General features: G+C 63.8%; 16 protein-coding genes. 5 read left to right on the top strand and 11 right to left on the bottom strand.

The annotated features are described in order from the left end of the window. Window positions 1-32 precede the first annotated feature (32 nt). Both smc and G410_RS0100980 read left to right on the top strand, forming a co-directional pair. Window positions 33-3,467, top strand: coding sequence for a chromosome segregation protein SMC (gene smc / locus G410_RS0100985; protein WP_022671792.1), 3,435 nt, complete (start codon window positions 33-35; stop codon window positions 3,465-3,467). Window positions 3,468-3,517: 50 nt separating this feature from the next. Then, window positions 3,518-3,697 carry a hypothetical protein gene (locus G410_RS0100980; RefSeq protein WP_156851811.1) on the top strand — a complete coding sequence of 60 codons (180 nt, stop codon included), beginning with the start codon at window positions 3,518-3,520 and terminating at the stop codon, window positions 3,695-3,697. Between the two features lie 33 nt (window positions 3,698-3,730). Here the strand turns inward: G410_RS0100980 and ubiA are convergent, their stop codons facing one another. Next, window positions 3,731-4,648 carry a 4-hydroxybenzoate octaprenyltransferase gene (ubiA, locus tag G410_RS0100975; protein WP_028970904.1) on the bottom strand — a complete coding sequence of 306 codons (918 nt, stop codon included), beginning with the start codon at window positions 4,646-4,648 and terminating at the stop codon, window positions 3,731-3,733. A 131-nt stretch (window positions 4,649-4,779) separates the two neighbouring features. Here ubiA and G410_RS0100970 point away from each other — a divergent pair, with 131 nt between their 5' ends. Both G410_RS0100970 and G410_RS0100965 read left to right on the top strand, forming a co-directional pair. Continuing rightward, entirely contained in the window at window positions 4,780-5,526 is a 747-nt protein-coding gene (locus G410_RS0100970) for a 16S rRNA (uracil(1498)-N(3))-methyltransferase (protein WP_028970903.1), read from the top strand. Between the two features lie 81 nt (window positions 5,527-5,607). Further along, on the top strand, window positions 5,608-6,996 hold the full coding sequence (locus G410_RS0100965) for a glutamate--cysteine ligase (RefSeq protein WP_022671788.1): 1,389 nt from the start codon (window positions 5,608-5,610) through the stop codon (window positions 6,994-6,996). Window positions 6,997-6,999: 3 nt separating this feature from the next. Here the strand turns inward: G410_RS0100965 and G410_RS15115 are convergent, their stop codons facing one another. The 4 genes from G410_RS15115 to G410_RS0100945 all read right to left on the bottom strand — a co-directional run bounded on the left by G410_RS15115 (window position 7,000) and on the right by G410_RS0100945 (window position 11,369). Beyond that, window positions 7,000-8,364 (bottom strand): methyltransferase family protein, encoded by a 1,365-nt coding sequence (locus G410_RS15115; protein WP_033317269.1) that lies wholly within the window; start codon window positions 8,362-8,364, stop codon window positions 7,000-7,002. A gap of 298 nt (window positions 8,365-8,662) precedes the next feature. Next, window positions 8,663-9,109 (bottom strand): DUF3429 domain-containing protein, encoded by a 447-nt coding sequence (locus G410_RS18180; protein ID WP_022671786.1) that lies wholly within the window; start codon window positions 9,107-9,109, stop codon window positions 8,663-8,665. 66 nt (window positions 9,110-9,175) lie between these two features. Further along, entirely contained in the window at window positions 9,176-10,141 is a 966-nt protein-coding gene (locus G410_RS0100950) for a calcium/sodium antiporter (RefSeq protein WP_022671785.1), read from the bottom strand. A gap of 4 nt (window positions 10,142-10,145) precedes the next feature. Continuing rightward, window positions 10,146-11,369, bottom strand: a complete 1,224-nt coding sequence (locus tag G410_RS0100945) for an argininosuccinate synthase (protein WP_022671784.1) — start codon at window positions 11,367-11,369, stop codon at window positions 10,146-10,148. 89 nt (window positions 11,370-11,458) lie between these two features. On the opposite strand from G410_RS0100945, the gene G410_RS17860 reads away from it, so the two are divergent. Further along, the gene (locus G410_RS17860; protein WP_156851810.1) at window positions 11,459-12,067 is read left to right on the top strand and encodes a hypothetical protein; all 609 of its coding nucleotides are present in this window, start codon (window positions 11,459-11,461) and stop codon (window positions 12,065-12,067) included. Window positions 12,068-12,158: 91 nt separating this feature from the next. On the opposite strand, the gene G410_RS15110 is transcribed toward G410_RS17860, so the two are convergent. From G410_RS15110 to G410_RS0100910, 6 genes are all read right to left on the bottom strand, one after another. After that, on the bottom strand, window positions 12,159-12,395 hold the full coding sequence (locus G410_RS15110; RefSeq protein ID WP_051137164.1) for a hypothetical protein: 237 nt from the start codon (window positions 12,393-12,395) through the stop codon (window positions 12,159-12,161). A 138-nt stretch (window positions 12,396-12,533) separates the two neighbouring features. After that, on the bottom strand, window positions 12,534-13,529 hold the full coding sequence (gene trxB / locus G410_RS0100930; RefSeq protein WP_245559274.1) for a thioredoxin-disulfide reductase: 996 nt from the start codon (window positions 13,527-13,529) through the stop codon (window positions 12,534-12,536). A gap of 105 nt (window positions 13,530-13,634) precedes the next feature. Next, window positions 13,635-14,405, bottom strand: coding sequence for an ABC transporter ATP-binding protein (locus G410_RS0100925; RefSeq protein WP_022671780.1), 771 nt, complete (start codon window positions 14,403-14,405; stop codon window positions 13,635-13,637). Then, a complete protein-coding gene (locus G410_RS0100920) occupies window positions 14,396-15,370 on the bottom strand; it encodes a FecCD family ABC transporter permease (protein WP_022671779.1) in 975 nt (324 codons plus the stop codon). The genes G410_RS0100925 and G410_RS0100920 overlap by 10 nt, the downstream gene beginning before the upstream one ends. Beyond that, entirely contained in the window at window positions 15,367-16,224 is an 858-nt protein-coding gene (locus G410_RS0100915; RefSeq protein WP_022671778.1) for an ABC transporter substrate-binding protein, read from the bottom strand. The genes G410_RS0100920 and G410_RS0100915 overlap by 4 nt, the downstream gene beginning before the upstream one ends. Then, window positions 16,224-18,134 (bottom strand): TonB-dependent receptor plug domain-containing protein, encoded by a 1,911-nt coding sequence (locus tag G410_RS0100910; protein WP_022671777.1) that lies wholly within the window; start codon window positions 18,132-18,134, stop codon window positions 16,224-16,226. Before G410_RS0100910 ends, G410_RS0100915 begins: the two co-directional genes overlap by 1 nt. Window positions 18,135-18,207: the final 73 nt, after the last annotated feature.

Here is an 18,207-nt window from a genome sequence, read left to right as displayed (position 1 = left end):
CGGCTGCGGATCAAGGCTGGGAGCCAGCTTTCATGCACCTGAAAAAGCTCCGGCTGGCGGGATTCAAGAGCTTCGTCGAACCGGCGGAGCTGCGGATCGAGCCGGGGCTGACCGGTGTGGTTGGCCCCAATGGTTGCGGGAAATCCAATCTGCTGGAAGCCATCCGATGGGTGATGGGGGAAAACAGCCCCAAATCCATGCGCGGCGGCGGTATGGAAGATGTGATCTTCGCGGGCACCGCGACGAGGCCACCCCGCCAATTTGCCGAAGTGTCGCTGCTGGCGGAAGCGGCGAAGGGCACTGCCGGGCCAATCGGCGCGGACGATGGCGAAATCGAAATCGTGCGGCGAATCCAGCGCGGCGCGGGCTCTGCCTATCGCGCCAATGGCCGGGACGTACGCGCCAAGGATGTCGCGCTGCTGTTCGCCGACGCCGCGACCGGGGCGCATAGCCCCGCGCTGGTGAGCCAGGGCCGCATTGCCGCCGTGATCGCCGCCAAACCTGCCGAGCGGCGGATGATGCTGGAAGAAGCCGCCGGTATTGCCGGGCTGCACGCGCGGCGCAAGGATGCCGAGCAAAAACTGCGCGGCGCAGAAACCAATTTGCAGCGCGTCGACCTGATGCTGGCAAACATGGACGTGCGTGCCAACAGCCTGCGGCGTCAGGCCAAAGCCGCGCGGCGCTACAAGGCATTGTCGGGCGAGATCGCGCAAGCCGAGGCGCGCCTGATCTATGTGCGCTGGCGCGATGCGCGGCGCGCGGCGGATGCAGCGCGGGCCGAAGCCCAGCAAGCGGAAAGCGTGGCGAAAGAAGCGGCCAAACGCCGCGAAAAGCTGCAGATCGAACGGCATGATGCGGCAAAGGCGCTGGAAGAAGCCCGCGCCCGGCACAGCCATATTCGTGATGACACCGCGCGACTCGACTCGAGCCTGGCATCGCTGAAGGCCGAGCGCGCACAGATGGGCGCACGGCTGCAGGATCTTCAACGGCAGACCGAACAGATTGCCGACGATTTGACGGAGGAGGACAAGCGCGCCCGTGCCGCACTGGAGAGACTGGAAGACCTCCGCGGCTGGATTGCGCACTCGGCGGGAGAACTCACCGAACTGGAGGCCGAACGCCCTGAGATCGAAAAAGCGCTCCATGCGGCAGATCGGGCAGCACGGGAAAATGAGCTAGCCCTGGCCAAAGCACGCGCCGAGCTGGCGCGGATAGACGCAGATCGGCAAGTCGCGCTGGCGGCCGAAGCTGCGGCCAAGCGGTGCCTCGTGGAAATCAACACCGAGTGCGAACGCGCCGAATCGGCGTTGGCAGAGTTGCCGGATGTCGCGTCCCTGAAGCACGCATTGTCGGATGCCGAGCAGGAGATCAGCGCGCAAGGCGCCATCGTGGCGGAGGCCGACGCGGCTGGCGATGCGGCGCATGGCGAGCGCCGCGCCATGGCCGAACAGGCCGACAGGCTTGCCCAGACCTTGTCCGCCCATCGCTCAAAATTGGCCGGGTTACGGGCGGAGGCCAGCGCGATCGAGCAAGCGCTTGCGGCGCAGAAAGGCGGCGGCAATCGCGCGGTCGACGCGGTACGCGCATCACCTGGCTACGAAACCGCGCTGGCCGCCGCTTTGGGCGATGATCTGGCTGCTGCGCTGGACGACGGCGCGGTGCGCTATTGGAGCGGCGCAGACATCGATGATGCGGCCGGACCGCATGGGGCAGAGCGGCTGTCCCACCATGTCGATGCCCCAGCCGCCCTTGGCGCGCGGCTGGCGCAGATCTGGGTGGTCGACACCGATGACGGCCAAACGCTTTCGCTGGGCCAGCGGCTGGTGACACGCGATGGACGCATGCGCCGCTGGGATGGCTTTACCGTCACCATTGCCGCAGCGGGAGACCTTGCCGAACAGCTGGTGCGGCGCAATCGGCTGGCTGACTTGCAAAATCTGATGGCTACCGAAATCCGCGCGGTCGAAGATGCGGAGACGCAGGACGCGCTGTTGTCCGAACAGCGGCAAGGCGTCGATGCGGTTATCGCCCAGGCCCGCGATCGCTTGCGCGCCGCCGAAGAGGCGGTGCGTCAGGCCAAGCGGGAAAAAGACCGTCTGGATGGCCGCATCGAACGCAGCGAAGGCCTGGCCGCCGATCTGGAGCAGCGCCTCGCAGCCAATGCCGACCGCAAGGTCGAGGCGGATGAACAACTGCGGCAGGCCCGCGCCACATTGGAGGATCTGCCGGACGACCAGGCGCTGCGCACGCGCACCGCCGAGCTGGACGCCGCTGGGGAAGCGCTGCGGCAACAATTGCGAACCCACCAGGCGGACCTGTCCGCGCTCGACCAGTCGATCGCCAGCACGCGCGAACGCCGCGCCGGACTGCAGGCCGATATCCGTGCGCATGAAGGCCGCAAGAGCGAGGCGGAGGAGCGCCAGATCGCCCTGGCGCGCAGACGCAAGACCACAGCCGACCAGCTGGCGACCATCGCCGACCGGCCCGAAGCGCTGGATACCGACATCGCCGAGCTGGACCGCCGGCGCATTGCTGCGGGAGACGCGTTGGCCGGCAGCGAAGCCGCCCTGGAAGATGCGGCGGAATTGCTGCAACAGATCGAATCCGCCCTCGGCAACGCCGAAGAGACATTGTCGGCAGCGCGGGAAGAACGGGCCGGGGCGTCCGCGCGGGCGGACAGCCAGGACCTGCGCCGCATGGAGATGGTGCGGATTGCATCCGAACGCTTCGCCTGTCCGCCGCAGGACTTGCCGCAGGCACATGATTTCGAGCCGTCCGAAGATCTGGCGACGCCGGACGCATCGGCGCAACTGGACAAGCTGCAGGCGGCGCGCGAGCGGATAGGGCCGGTCAATCTGGTGGCGGATGACGAGCTTGAAGCGCTCGATCTGGAAATCGGCACCAGTCGCAGCGAAGCCGCCGAACTGACTGAAGCCGTGCATCGTCTGCGCGGTTCGATCGGCAGCCTGAACCGGGAGGGTCGGCAGCGGCTGCTGGCCGCATTCGAAACCGTCAACGGTCATTTCGAACGCCTTTTTGCCACCCTGTTCGAAGGCGGCGCGGCCCATCTCGAATTGATCGAAAGCGACGATCCGCTGGAGGCTGGACTGGAAATCCTGGCGCAGCCGCCGGGCAAAAAGCTGGCCGCGCTCACGCTTCTTTCCGGCGGCGAACAAGCGCTGACCGCGGTGGCGCTGATCTTCGGGCAGTTCCTGACGAACCCGGCACCGATCTGCGTGCTGGACGAAGTCGATGCCCCCCTGGACGATGCCAATATCGAACGCTTCTGCGATCTGCTGGTCCGGATGACCAAAGAGACCGATACGCGCTATCTGATCGTCACCCATAATGCGGTCACGATGAGCCGCATGGACCGCCTGTTTGGCGTCACCATGATGGAACAGGGCGTGAGCCGCCTTGTCTCGGTGGACCTTGGCGCAGCCGAGGAATTGCTGGCGGCGGAATAAGATTCTTGCACCGATTTGTAATTTCGCGGCGAACCTGCTATATGATGTTCATGCAACAACTAGACAAAACAGACTTTTACATTTTCACCGACGCCGAAGCAGATGCCCTGAAGGGTGGCTTGGCCGATGACATGAAATCCCCCAGCCCGATTGTTCCGAGCGGATGTGGCGCCATGATGCGCATTTCCGAGCAGGACGATGTGATCTTTCTGGAAAAAGCGCTCCCATAAGCCGTCCGGCTTGAAGCGTTTCCGCCTGAGGGTTCAGGCGGTCCCCACCACAAAACAGGCTAGGGCCATCATTAGCCCCGCGAACCTGTTGGAGCGAAACTTTGCTAATGCATCTGCCCCGTCATTGGGGCGGAGCGTTGCAATTTGCCATATGAAATGTCCGGCAACCGGCAACAGCGCCAGATAGGCAAATGGGTCCGGAAATTGCTGTGAGAATGCCATGAGCCAGCAGGCAAGCGTGGCCAGATAACAGCTGGTTACGCCGGCTTTCACATGGGTGCCCAACCGCAGCGCGCTGGATCTGATGCCGACAAGCGCATCGTCCTCGCGATCCTGCAGGGCATAAATCGTATCATATCCGATCACCCAGAAGATGCAGCCAGCATAGAGCAGGACCGCGCCTAGTGGCAGCGTTTCCGTCCATGCGCTCCAGCCGACCAGCGCACCCCATGAAAAAACGAGGCCCAACCAGGCCTGCGGCCACCATGTGATGCGCTTCATGAACGGATAGGCGGCGACCAGCGCCACGCTGCCCAGCGCCACAATCCGCGCCGTCCAGTTCAGCTGCAACCATGCGATCAGACCAGCAAGGCACAGAATGCCCAGCCATATCCATGCGGCCTTGAGCGTCACCGCTCCGCTGGCCAGTGGACGGGACGCCGTACGCGCCACCTGCCGGTCCAGATCGCGATCGACAATATCGTTATAGACGCAGCCGGCGCCGCGCATGGCGACAGCGCCGAGCAGCAGCCAGAGCAGCAGATCCCATCGGGCCAGCGCACCGCCGGACAAGGCAAGCCCGAATGCGCAGGGCCAGAACAGCAACCACCATCCGATCGGCCGATCCAGCCGCGCCAGCAACGCAAAAGGCCGCGCAGCCACCGGCAGGAGGGCGGTCAGGCCGCGATGTTCGCTATCCGGAACGGAGCTGTTGTCTGTTTCTTGTGCCACACCCACGCCCATAAGCGGTCACCATAGGCGAAGTCGAGACACCTCTATTCGAACAGGCACGCCACATGCCTCGACTTCGCACCGTTGCTGCGGCAACAGGCATATGTTCCCGATCCATGGATGACATCGCTATGCCCGCCACCCCCGCCTGGCCGCCCCGTTCCGCCCCCCGGCTGTTCGTGGATCAGCCTCTTGAAAAGGACATGCAGATCACGCTAGACGGACCGGCGGCGCATTACCTTCTGAAGGTGATGCGTCTTGGCGAAGGCGCGATGCTGACGCTGTTCGACGATCACACCGGCGACTATCCTGCAACCATCATCGGCGCCGACAAGCGTCGCTGCACCGTGACGATCGGTGATCGTCTGCGCGCCCGCGAAGAAGTGCCGGATATATGGCTATGCGCCGCGCCGATCAAGCGTCAACGATTCGACTGGGTGGCGGAAAAGGCCTGCGAACTGGGCGTGCGGCGCTTCATCCCTGTCGGCACAGCGCGGGCGGTGGTGGACAAGGTGAAGGAAGACCGGATGCGCGCGCATATGATCGAGGCGGCGGAACAGTGCGAGCGCAATGCATTGCCGCAATTGGCCGATTTCACCTCGCTCGGCGCAATGCTCGCCGAGTGGCCGGGCGAACGCCATCTGTTTTTCTGCGACGAGCGCGGTGGCAGCAGCTTTCGCGGTGCCCTGCGCGCCCATGACGGACCAGCCGCCATCCTGATCGGCCCCGAAGGCGGCTTTACCGATGAGGAAAACGCCATGATCCGCGACTTGCCGCAAGCCGTTCCGGTGTCGCTCGGGCCCCGCATCCTGCGCGCCGATACCGCAGCGGTTGCCGCAGTCAGTCTGTGGATGGCTGGGCGCGGCGACTGGAGCTGACGGCGATCGAATCGCGGTGACGGCATCCTGAATCGCCACGCACCTCTTCCCAACCACCTGCGCAATACCTACAGGGTGGACATGAGCACAAGGTCTACATCCGAGCAGAGCGATCCGGTCATCGAAAGCCGCGACGATCTATTAGCGCCTATGATTGGCGGCGAGAAGCCGAAGGCGAGCTGGCGCATCGGCACCGAGCATGAGAAGTTCGTCTATCATCGCGAAACGCACCAGGCGCCGAGCTATGCGGAGGATGGGGGCATCCGCGACCTCTTGCTGGCTCTGGAAAAATATGGCTGGAAGCCGGTTGAGGAAATCGGACCGGACGGCACCAAGAATGTCATCGCAATGAGCGGCAAGGACGGCACGGTCAGCCTGGAACCGGCGGGGCAGCTCGAACTGTCGGGTGCTCCGCTCGACAATCTGCACGAGACCTGCGCGGAAGCCGGGCGGCACCTCAATCAGGTAAAAGCGGTCGGCGCGGTCACGAAAACCGGCTTTCTCGGCCTTGGCATGTGGCCGGACAAGGCGCGCGCGGATTTGCCGGTGATGCCCAAGGGCCGCTACAAGATCATGATGGATCACATGCCGCGCGTCGGCGATCTGGGCCTGGACATGATGCTGCGCACCTGCACCATTCAGGTTAACCTAGACTATGCCTCCGAAGCCGATATGGCACAAAAGTTCCGCACCGGTCTGGCGCTGCAGCCGCTGGCCACCGCGTTGTTCGCCAATTCGCCTTTCACCGAAGGCAAGCCCAATGGCTATCTCAGCTATCGCAGCCATATCTGGTCAGACACCGATCCGCACCGCACCGGCATGCTGCCTTTCGTGTTCGAGGATGGTTTCGGCTATGATCGCTATGTCGACTATATGCTCGACGTGCCGATGTATTTCGTGTTCCGCGAAGGGCGCTATATCGACGCCGCTGGCCTCAGTTTTCGCGATTTTCTCGATGGCAAGCTGTCCGTTCTGCCGGGCGAAAAGCCGACGGCGAGCGACTGGGTAGACCATCTGTCGACCGCCTTTCCGGAGGTTCGCCTGAAAAGCTTTCTCGAGATGCGCGGCGCGGATGGTGGGCCGTGGAACCGCATCTGCGCGCTGCCCGCCTTGTGGGTCGGCCTGCTATACGATCAGGGCGCGCTCGATGCCGCCTGGGATCTGGTCAAGGATTGGACCATCGAGGAGCGCCAGATGCTGCGCGATGCGGTGCCGAAAGAGGGCCTCAAGGCGGCGATCCCCGGCGGCGGTACGCTGCGCGATCTGGCCAAGGACGCGCTCGCCATCGCGGCGCAGGGTTTGACCGCGCGCAAACGGCTCAACCAGAGCGGAGATAATGAAACCGGTTTTCTCGATCCGCTCCACGAAGTGGTGGCCAGCGGCAAAACCCATGCAGAACGCATGCTGGACCGTTACCATGGGGCATGGAACGGCGATGTCAGCCATGTCTATGAAAGCGAAAGTTTCTGAGGGTTATTCGGCGGGCAGCATGGCAGCGTCGTCGACTTTACCACGATTGCCGATCCGTCCACCGCTGATCTTGCGCAGCAGCCGCGGCCATGGAGCATGCTCCTCGGCCCAGTTGTAATAGGCGCGATAAACGGGATCTGCGAGCAGATGCTTCTCCTCGGTCCGGGCGCGCCAATAATAGACTGCGCTGGTGATGGCGAGCAGCGCGCTGTTGCGGACCGCGTCCACCGCGCTGCCGCTGGTTACGATGAACGGCATGGTCGCCAGCCACCAATAGGCATTTTTGGAAACATAGGCCGGGTGCCGCGTCCACGCATATGGGCCATGGGTCAGGATCCCGCGATGCGTCAGGTTCGAAAAGCGCAGGCCAAAGGCCAGCGTGGCGAATGCATAGATACCCGTCAGAACGACCAGCATCGCGCCCCAGGCCCAAAGCAGCACCGGTTGATCTGCAAACCACATCGCCCAGTCCGATGTCGCGACATGATAATCGAGCGGGCCGCCATTGTTCATCAGCGTGAACGGGGGATAGCAGATCAATGCCGCGACCCATCCGGCGAGATACGGATTGGCCGTGCGGATATGGCTATCGAGCGGCTTCATCGTCAGCAGATAGCCGACGGTGGCCAGTTGCACGTCGATTACGAACATCGTGACAATCAGCGCGTTCGCGATCCAGGCTGGATTTGTAGCAATCTCGGCCAAGTCGTAGTTCACGATCTCATAGAAGCCGCCCGGTATGATCGACAGCATGAACGCCAGAAAGAACCCCTTCACCGCCCAGGCGCGCAGATGATGGTGGATCATCGCCTTGTCCCATCCCCCGCGCCCGGCGATCCAGGCACCGAAATGCCAGGCTGTGTCCTTCGGATCGATCAGATGCCGGTCAAGCCAGACGATATAGGGCGCCGAAATAATGATCAGCGGAACAAGCGCAGCCTCGAACAGCGACATGGAAAAGGGATAATTGGCATATTGGGTGGTCCACCAGAAACGTCCGATCGCATAGATGGCGCCGATCAATGCCCATGTTGCCCAATATCCGGCGATCTTGACGATGGATATATCCACCACCTCCGCCAGCGGACGGCGCAGGCTCCAGTCGATACCGGTCGATCGGCGGCGATGCACCTTGTCCACGAGCAGCGACCAGCCGATCATGGGAATGCCGCAGGCAAGCACGCCGAGCAGCGCCGCATAGGGCCCGTCCGCGCGGTCTGGCAGACCGGCAATGCCCATCAGATTCGCCAATGCGCCGAAGTGACGCGCGATCGCGAGCCACAGCGCCAGTCCCGCCAGTCCCGACAAACCCACGCCAAGGCTGACGGCGGAAGCGGGTCTCTGCGAGGGAAGCGCGTCATCGGTCATCGAGGCGGCCTTAACCATGAAAGGTAAGCGGACGGTGAAGAGGTTACACAGGCTCGGCCTGTCATGTCTCGTCGAAACATAGCCACTGGCACAGCATGGCCGCAAGGATGGTGCCCGCTGCCCATAGGCCCGGAATGCCCCCTGCCAGCCGGGCAAGACTATTGGGCCGCGGCGTCACCTTTTCCGATGTCGCGGCATGCCGGCGCAGCCAAAGTCACCGCCGGATTGAAATGTCTGCCGGACATGGGCCCCAGGATCGTGATGAGCACGAACAGGATCGCCCATTTGTCGGAAATTCCTAGTCCGCCATCACCAGCACGCAGAGGCAGATCACCACAGCGCTGGTAATGGCCATGCGCAGCCGTAGATAAAAAAGCGGCACGCGCCCGGTGGCATAAGCGCGCCATTCCAGCAGCAGCAACAGCGCGAACAGCGTGGAGATGGCAACCGGTATCCAGTCCGAAGGCAGCCCGATCAGGGCGGCCCAGGCGGCTATTGCAGCGGCATTGCTACCGATCAGAAGCAGGGGATCGGCCTGCCCTGTAACCGCCATGCCCCAGTAGGAGCCGGCCATAAAGCTGAGGATGATGACGGCCCACCAGGCCAGCGCCGTCGAAACGAGCGCATGCCAGTGCGGCGGACCGAACGGCGCGAGCAGATAGAGCGCGCCCGCCGCGAACGGGATGATCCCCGCTATGGTGAGCGCGGGAACCAGACGAGGAAGCGGAGAAACGGGATCAGCCATGCGCAGTGATTAGCGGCTTCGCGCATCGATGTCGAAACACCACGCTGGAACAGATGTACCGCCGCATCATCCCATCCACACGCTATAGCCGATCTGCGCGGCAAAGACCGCCAGTAGCGTGCCCCCCTCACGCCGGCCGACCCGCCGGTTGGTCGTCGCGAACAGCAGCAGCAGGACAGACACCGCAATCAGCATGGGCAGGCCGAAGGACAGAAGCTCGGTCGGCACGCTGCCGGGGGAGACGATGGCCGTTACGCCGCCGATCAGCAGCAGATTGAAGATGTTCGACCCCAGCACATTGCCAAGCGCCACCGCGCTGGCCTTCTTCATCGCGGCGATCACGGCGGTAACGGCTTCGGGCAGCGACGTGCCGATGGCTACCACGGTCAGGCCGATCACCGTTTCGGACAGCCCGGCCAGCGCCGCGATATCGACCGCGCCGGACACGAGCCAATGGCCGCCCAGACCGATGCCGATCAAACCGCCCAATAGAAACAGGGTGGATTTCCAGACGGGCGGTTGCGCCGGTTTCGATCCGTCGGGTGCGACGCTGTCCATGCGCGCCTGATGCTCCGCCGCGCCGCTCTGCCGTTCGCTGCGATAGGCGTATATCAGATAGGCCAGCAGCAGCCCGATGGCCGCCAGCCCTTCCACCACACCGACCACGCCTGCCAGCGCGCAGCCATATAGCGCAGCGGTTGCCGCCAGCCCCAGTCCCGCATCGCGCCACAAGGGCCTCCGCTCGACCGCCAGCGGATAGATCACCGCAGCCAGCCCCATGATCAGCAGGCTGTTCGCCAGATTGGAGCCGACGATATTGCCCCAGGCAATCCCCGGCGCGCCCGATCGCGCGGCCTCCACACTGGCCACCAGCTCGGGCGCCGACGTACCGAATGCCACGACCGTCAGGCCGATCAGCAGTTGCGACAATCCGGCACGCTCGGCCAAGCTGACCGCACCGCGCACCAGAAACTCGCCACCCGCGACGAGCACGACCAGTCCGGCCAGCAAAGTGAACGACGCGGCGAGCATCGGCTTATTTCGGGCGGCGGCCGAGCAGGCGCAGGCGCAGCGCGTTCAACTTGATGAAGCCCTCGGCATCGCGCTGATCATATTTGCCGGCATCATCCTCGAACGTGACCACGTCCTTGGAATAGAGATCGAAATTCACATCGGCGCGGCGACCCGTCACATGAACGCCGCCCTTGTAAAGCTTCAGCCGCACATCGCCGGTCACCTTGGCCTGGCTGTGGTCGATCGCGGCCTGCAGCATCTCCCGCTCCGGGCTGAACCAGAAGCCGTTATAGATCAGCTCGGCATAGCGCGGCATCAGCTCATCCTTCAGATGGGCCGCGCCGCGGTCCAGCGTCAGCTGCTCGATGGCGCGATGCGCGGCGGCATAGATGGTGCCGCCCGGCGTCTCATACATTCCGCGCGATTTCATGCCGACGAAGCGGTTTTCCACCAGATCGAGCCGCCCGATGCCGTGATCGCGGCCCAGATCGTTGAGCGCTTCCAGCAGCGACGCGGGCGAGAGCTTCTGGCCGTCGAGCGACACGCCATCGCCCTGTTCGAATCCGATGACGATGTCCGCCGGAGTGTCTGGCGCGTCCCATGGATTGACCGTGCGCGAAAAGACATAGTCCGGGGTTTCCTGCCACGGATCTTCCAGCACCAGACCCTCGGACGAGGTATGCAGCAGATTGGCGTCGGTCGAAAAAGGTGCCTCGCCGCGCTTGTCCTTGGGCACGTCGATCTGATGCTCCTCGGCCCATTCGATGAGGCGCGTGCGGCTGGTAAGATCCCATTCGCGCCATGGGGCGATGATCTTGATGTCAGGGTTGAGCGCATAGGCGCTCAGCTCGAAACGGACCTGATCGTTCCCCTTGCCGGTCGCGCCATGGGCGATGGCGTCGGCACCGGTCTCGCGCGCAATCTCGATCAGACGTTTGGAGATGAGCGGGCGGGCGATCGAGGTGCCCAGCAGATAATCGCCCTCATAGCGCGCATTGGCGCGCATCATCGGGAAGACATAATCCTTCACGAACTCCTCGCGCAGATCCTCGATAAAGATATGGTCTTCCGGCACGCCCATCTTGACCGCCTTGGCGCGTGCCGGCCCAAGCTCCTCGCCCTGCCCCAGATCGGCGGTGAACGTGACCACCTCGCAGCCCTTTTCCACCTGCAGCCATTTCAGGATGACGCTGGTATCCAAGCCGCCGGAATAGGCGAGGACGACTTTTTGCGGGCGGTCGGTCATGGGGCAAGAACTCCTTTGGGCATGTCGCGCCCGCGCTAGTGGCACGGGGGCCGGCTATCAAGCATGCAGTGGCCCATGGACTGCACAGAATGCATGCTCCCGGCAACACAGCCCGGCGTCCACCCGCTCCCCCGGCGGCCCTGACATCTGCCAATTCCGGCTGCCGGATGTCGCTATCGTCCGCCGGACATGGCAGTTTTCTGGCTTTTGCTGCGTCATTCGCGGGCTTCGAAAAAGCGGGAAAGGTCCGAAAACCCGTGCGCAGGGCAACCTTTTTTCAAGGACTGTTCGCTATCACAGTCAGCCAAAACGCAAGCGGAGTCCGAACCTTGTTTGCCCTGAGTGTCGAGCCAACCAGGCGGCTGATTTTGATCACGCTTCCAAGCAATATCGATCCTGCGATCGCCCGAGAAATCGGTTTAGCGAAGGCCCGCGCGGCCGATCAACTGGGCGATATCGAGCGGGGACATGTGACCTTGGTCGACGTGCGGGACCTGCGCGTGCAGCCGCAATCCATCATGCAGATGTTTGCCGATTTCGTCCGGGACACCCCGCGCAAGTCCCGAAAGGTGGCGATATTGGTGGGCGAAGGTACAAGCCGGATGCAATTTCGGCGGCTGGCCGAGGCCGAGGCTATTCGCGAAGATCTCAAATTATTTACCGAGCGGACAAGCGCGGTGGACTGGCTGCTGGCCTGACCGGCGATCGAGCGACAGCATAGCCCAAAAGAAAACCGCGCCGGAATCTCGAGGATTCCGACGCGGTCGATGTCGTCAAAAAGACGAAATCTTACATAGCTTCGTCAGCCATCGGCGTGGCTTCCATTTCAGGCGTTGCCATCGCATCGCCTTCCATCATGGGAGTCGCCATGGCGTCGGTTGCCATCGTGTCGTCCATCATGGGCTCGGTGGTGGCCATGTCGGTGGTCATGGTGTCTTCGGTCGTGGTTTCGTCAGCTGCTGGCGAGCAAGCGGACAGAGCAACAGCGGCAACACCGGCCATCGAAAGGGCAATAAGCTTCTTCATAAATTCACTCCATAGCATGTACGCGGACCGCCATTACGGCTCCGGTTCCAAGGCGTTTCACGTGACGGGGCTTTGGTCCCAATCATCGTCCCCCTTAGACGTGCTCAAACGGTTGCGCAAGCATGAGTGACATGCCGCTCAGGCGGATACGTCGATCCGTTCGCTGGCCCCCTCTACCTCCAGAAAACGCTCGGCATCCAGCGCGGCCATACAGCCCGTTCCGGCGGAGGTGACCGCCTGTCTGTAGACATGATCCATCACGTCTCCGCAGGCGAAAACGCCGGGAATGCTGGTCTGCGTGGCATTGCCGTCCAGCCCGCTTTCCACGCGGATATAGCCGCCATTCATTTCCAGATGCCCTTCGAAAATGCCGGTGTTGGGCTTGTGCCCGATGGCGATGAACACGCCGTGCAGATCGATATCGCGCGTCTGCTCGTCCTTCACCGATTTCACCCGCATGCCGGTAACCCCCATCGGATCGCCCAGCACCTCATCCAGCACATGGTCCCAGAGAATGGTGACCTTGCCTTCCTCCTGCCGCTCGAACAGGCGGTCCTGCAGGATCTTCTCGCTGCGCAGCTTGTCGCGCCGGTGGACCAGCGTGACATGGCTGGCGATATTGGAAAGATAGAGTGCTTCTTCCACGGCGGTATTGCCGCCGCCGATCACGGCCACCGGCTTGTTCTTGTAGAAAAAGCCGTCGCAGGTGGCGCAAGCGGAAACGCCTTTGCCCATATAGGCCTGCTCGGACGGCAGCCCGAGATATTGCGCGCTGGCACCGGTGGCGATGATCACCGAATCGGCCAGATACCGCCCGGCCCCGCCCTTGAGCTGGAACGGGCGCTGCGAAAAATCGACTTCCTCGATATGGTCGGTGACGAGCGCGGTGCCGAACCGCTCGGCATGCTTCTTCATCCGTTCCATCAGATCGGGGCCGAGCACGCCGGCATCGTCGCCGGGCCAGTTATCGACATCGGTGGTGGTCATCAGCTGACCGCCCAGCTCCACGCCGGAAATGATCATCGGCGAGAGGTTGGCGCGCGCGGCATAGACGGCGGCGGTATAGCCTGCCGGGCCGGAGCCGATGATGATGACCGGCGCATAGCGCGCATCGCTCATATGGTGGGTGGACATAGGTTCGCTCCAGATTTGGGCCCGCTATCGGGCAGCTTTGCAGCGGACATAGGCAGGATGGCGCCCCGGTCCAAGGCCGATCATATTGGCCGGCTGATAGCCGCGCTACGTTCCGGACGCGTGAAACAGGCGCATTCCGTCCTCTCCCGCGATCTGGTGGATCGGTGTTTCATATACGCGGCTCAGCAATGGCGCGGTCAGGACATCTTGGCTGGTGCCCATGGCGGCAACGCAGCCCTGTTTCAGGATCAGCACATCGTCGGCGATTCGCGCCGCCTGGTTCAGATCATGCAGCACCAGCAGCACCCCTGCCCCACGGTCGGCCGCGCGGCGGAACAGGCGCAGCATATCGATCTGGTGCGCGGGATCCAGGCTGGCCAGCGGTTCGTCCGCCAGCAGCCATTGCGGCTCGCCCGCCAGCATGCGGGCAAGCAGAAGCCGGGCCCGTTCGCCGCCCGACAGGCTGTGCACCGGCCGGTCGGCGAAGTCCTGCGTGCCGGTGTCGGCCAATGCGCGGTCCACGGCAACCATGTCCGCACGCGAAGGCCCGCCGAACGCGCCGCGATGCGGCAACCGCCCCAATGCCACCAGATCGCGCCCGATCAGATTCCAGTGCACCACCGGGTCCTGCGCCAGATAGGCCATGGCGCGGGCGCGATCGCGCATCGATATGACGCGCAGCGGACGCCGGTTCAGCAGGACGTCACCGCTTTGGCCGGGGATCAGGCCGACAAGGCTTTTGAGCAGGCTGGATTTGCCGGCGCCATTGGGGCCCAGCAGGACGGTAATCCGGCCCGGCGCGAAGATGGCGGACACGTTGTCCAGCACCTGCCGTTGGCCCAGCCGAACACCCAGATCGCGCGTCCTCAGTTCCATAGGATGCGGCCCCGATATTTCAGCAGCAGCCAGAAGAAGAACGGCGCGCCGATCATCGCCATGGCCACGCCCAGCTTCACTTCGTTCGCGCCAGGCGCCAGCCGCACCAGACTGTCCGCCGCCAGCAGCAGCGCCGCGCCGCCCAGCAGCGATGGCAGCAGCAGCGCGGAGGGCCGTTCACCAAACCAGGGCCGCAGCAGATGCGGCACGATCAGCCCGACAAAGCCGACCACGCCGGTCACCGCCACGCCGGCCCCGACGCCCAGGCCCACCGCGCCGACGATCAACGCCTGCAGCCCGCCCATCGGCACGCCGAGCGATCGCGCGCTTTCCTCCCCCAGGGCCAGCGCATCGAGCGCGCGCCCCGTGGTCAGCAGCAGCGCCATGCCGATGGCGATACAGGGCAAGGCATAGGCGGCCTCGCGATAGCCGCGGTCGGTCAGTGCGCCCATGATCCAGGTCACGATCTCGCTGGTCGCGAAGGGATTGGGCGAAATGGAAATGAGGAACGCGGTGAGCGCGCCGCCAAGACTGGCGAGGATCGTGCCCGCCAGGATCAGCGAGACGGCGCTGGCGGAGCGGCCGACGAAGATGCCGAGCAGCAGGATCGCGCCCGCCGCACCGGCCATGGCCGAGCCGAACAGGAGCAGCAGGCTGCCGCCCACGCCGAAAAAGATCGCCGCCACCGCGCCAAAGGCTGCGCCCGAGCTGATGCCGAGCACGCCAGGATCGGCCAGCGGATTGCGCATATAGCCCTGCAGCACCGCCCCGGACAGGCCAAGCATGCCGCCGATCGCCGCACCCAGAATCGCGCGCGGCAGGCGCAGTTCCAGAATGATCCACCAGCGCGGATCGGTGCCGAACCAGGCGTCGAACGGCACCCAGACTTTGCCCGCCATCAGCGAGAGCGCAAACAGCACCACCATGAGCGCGGCAAGCGACAGGAGCTTGGCGGGCCGGCTCACAACGCCGCCCTCGCCTGCGCCAGCCGCTTGGCCAGCGGGATCAGTGTCGGCCCGCCGCAATAGAGCAGCTGGTGCGGAAAATCGGCAATGGTGACGTGCGCACCGCTTGCGCGCAGCGCCTCCATACGGCGGCGCTTGGCACCATCCTCGCGCGATCCGGCGGCAGCACCGCGCCGGTCCATGAACACCAGCTGCGGCGGCTGCGCAACGACATATTCGCTCGGCAAGATATCCCAGCTTTGCAGCCCGTAATCGGCGCTGGCGTTGCGGAATCCGCTTTGCGCCATCACGTCGCCCACCAGCGTTCCGCGACCCGGTACCAATCCGTCCCCCATCCAGACAAGGGCCGGGATCTGCCGATCGGATCTGGCTGCCGCCAGCGCGGCATCGATTCGCCCAAGCAGCGCCGCCCCGCGTGCGGGCACGCCCAAGGCAGCGGCCATATCGGTGATTTGCTGACGGCTGTCGGCGATGGTGGAGGCGATCCCGAAGGTCAGCACCGGAATGCCCATCCGATTGAGCGCCGCCTCCGTGGCGGGCGAAAAACCGCCGCCGGACACCACCAGATCGGGGCGCAGCGCGATCACCTCTTCCGCGGTGCCGCCCACGCTGGCAAAACGCCGCGCCCTGGATAGATCCATCGAACTGGCATCGGCGTCCTGCGAATAGGCGCTGATCGCAGCAATGCGGTCCGGCGCCACCAGCTCGGTCAAAATCGCATCGGTGCAGGGGTTCAGCGATACGATCCGCTGCGGATCGGCAGGCGGGGTGGCGGGCGACGCCGTTGCCGCTGGATCGGCGCAGGCAGACAGCCCCCCGATCAGCAGCAGCAACGCTGCCGCCCGCCAGCGCATCAGAAACGCGCCCGCAGTCCGGCGTAAGCGGCCCGGCCCGGCGTGCCGTAATTGGCCACCGTCTGATACTGTTCGTCGAACAGATTTTCGATGCGGCCATAGACTTCGATGCCGCCCGTCAGCGCGAAGGCTGCGCGGATATTGGCAATCGCATAGCCATCCAGTCGGCTGGTATTGCTCGCATTGTCGAAACTGTCGTCGACCAGCAGCACGCCTGCGCCCAGATCGAGGCCCCACGGGCTGCGCCAATCGGCCGAAACGCTCACCGTCTGTTCGGGGCGGCGGGCCAGATCATTACCGAAATTGGCGCCCGGCGAACGATTGGTGCTGTCGATCCAGCTATATTGGCCGCTGACATCCAGCCGATCGGTCGGCTTCAACAGCAGCACCGCCTCCACGCCTTCGGCATGAGTCGCGGCGATGTTTTGATAGGTGAAGGTCGCGTTGTCGAAATTGATCTGGTTGGTCGTATCGCGGTTGAAATAGGTCACCGATGCGCGGGCACTGTTGTTCAGAATGCCCTGTTCCACGCCGATATCGAAACTGTCCGCCCGCTCGGCCGCCAGCGACGCTGTGCCATAATCGCTGAACTTCTCGTATAGAGACGGCGCGCGAAATCCCTCGGCATAGGTGCCGCGCAGCAGGGTTGCACCGTCATTGGGCGTGTATGCGATATTGCCGCCAAATGTCGTCTCGGACTCGCCGCGCTCCTGATGGTCATAACGCAGACCGCCGGTCAGCGTCAGGCCGGTGATGGGCCGCACGATCGCCTGACCATAGACCGCATTCTGCCGCTGATCGAAGCGGTCCGGATCGGTCTGGAAACCCGGAGACAGGGTGTCGAGCTGCGACAGCTCGGTCTCCGCACCGAACAACAGAGTCACTGCGTCCACGGGCGTCACCGCACCGCGATATTCGAAGCGGTCCAGCTCTCCCTGGCTCTGGAAACCGGGGGTATCGATCCCGCCAACCACATCGAAATTATCGCGCTGCACATCGGTATAGGTATAGGACAGGCGGTTCTCGAAACGGCCCTCCAGCAGCGAAAGATTGGCGCCGGCATAGCCCACGAACAGGCTGTTCTCCGAGAAGCTCTCGGTATCGGCCAGCGCAAAATTGGGCGGTGGGAAACCGTCAAACTCGGTGCGTCCGTCGATATAATAGCCGCGCAGATCGATGCTCAGCGCCTCGCCCAGATGGGCGCGCAGCTTTGCGTTGGCGCTGACATTGCGATAGCCGTCCCGCTCGGTGCCGCCCTGATTTTCATCGAACGCGCTGATGCCGTCGGTTCTCAGATAGCCGCCGCCGAGGCTGCCCTCGAACATGCCGCTGGTCCCGGCGATATTGGCGAAGCCTTCCGCGCTGTCGCGATAGCCATATTCAGCGCGGCCACGCGCTTCGAAGCCTTCCGTCGGCTGTTCCGACACGATATTGACCACGCCGCCGATCGCCTGGCTGCCCCAGACAATGCCACTGGGGCCGCGCAGCACCTCGATCCGCGCGATATTGGCGGCGAGCAGCTGGCCGAAATCGATGCCGCCCTGCGGCGCGCTGGGATCGTTGATCTTTACCCCGTCCAGCAGAACCAGCGTCTGATGGCTTTCCGCGCCGCGAATGAAGACGCTGCTGGTTTGCCCGATGCCGCCATTGCGCGCCACGGTTACGCCCGGCGTGCGGGCGAGCGCCTCGTCGACCGAGCGGAAGGCCTGGATGTCCGTGCGCGTCAGCACCGTCACCGCCTGGCCGGTTTCCTCGACCGGTTGTTCGGTACCGGACGCCGTCACCACGATATCGGCATCCTGCGTGGTTTCTGGCAGATTATCGAGCGACTGGGCAGACGCAGCCACACAGAAGAGGCTGGATGCCGGGCACAGAGCGCCCGCCAGCAGAAGCGTTGTTCGAAATTTCACTAAATTTTCCTTTCGCATGACGTATCAAAATGCCGTCACGCGAAGGAAAGCCCTCGTTCCACCCGGTGCACCC

The organism is Novosphingopyxis baekryungensis DSM 16222, from assembly GCF_000420305.1.
GTDB lineage: Bacteria > Pseudomonadota > Alphaproteobacteria > Sphingomonadales > Sphingomonadaceae > Novosphingopyxis > Novosphingopyxis baekryungensis.
The sequence above is the reverse complement of the archived record's forward strand: the minus strand, read 5'-3'. Positions and strand labels throughout refer to the sequence as shown.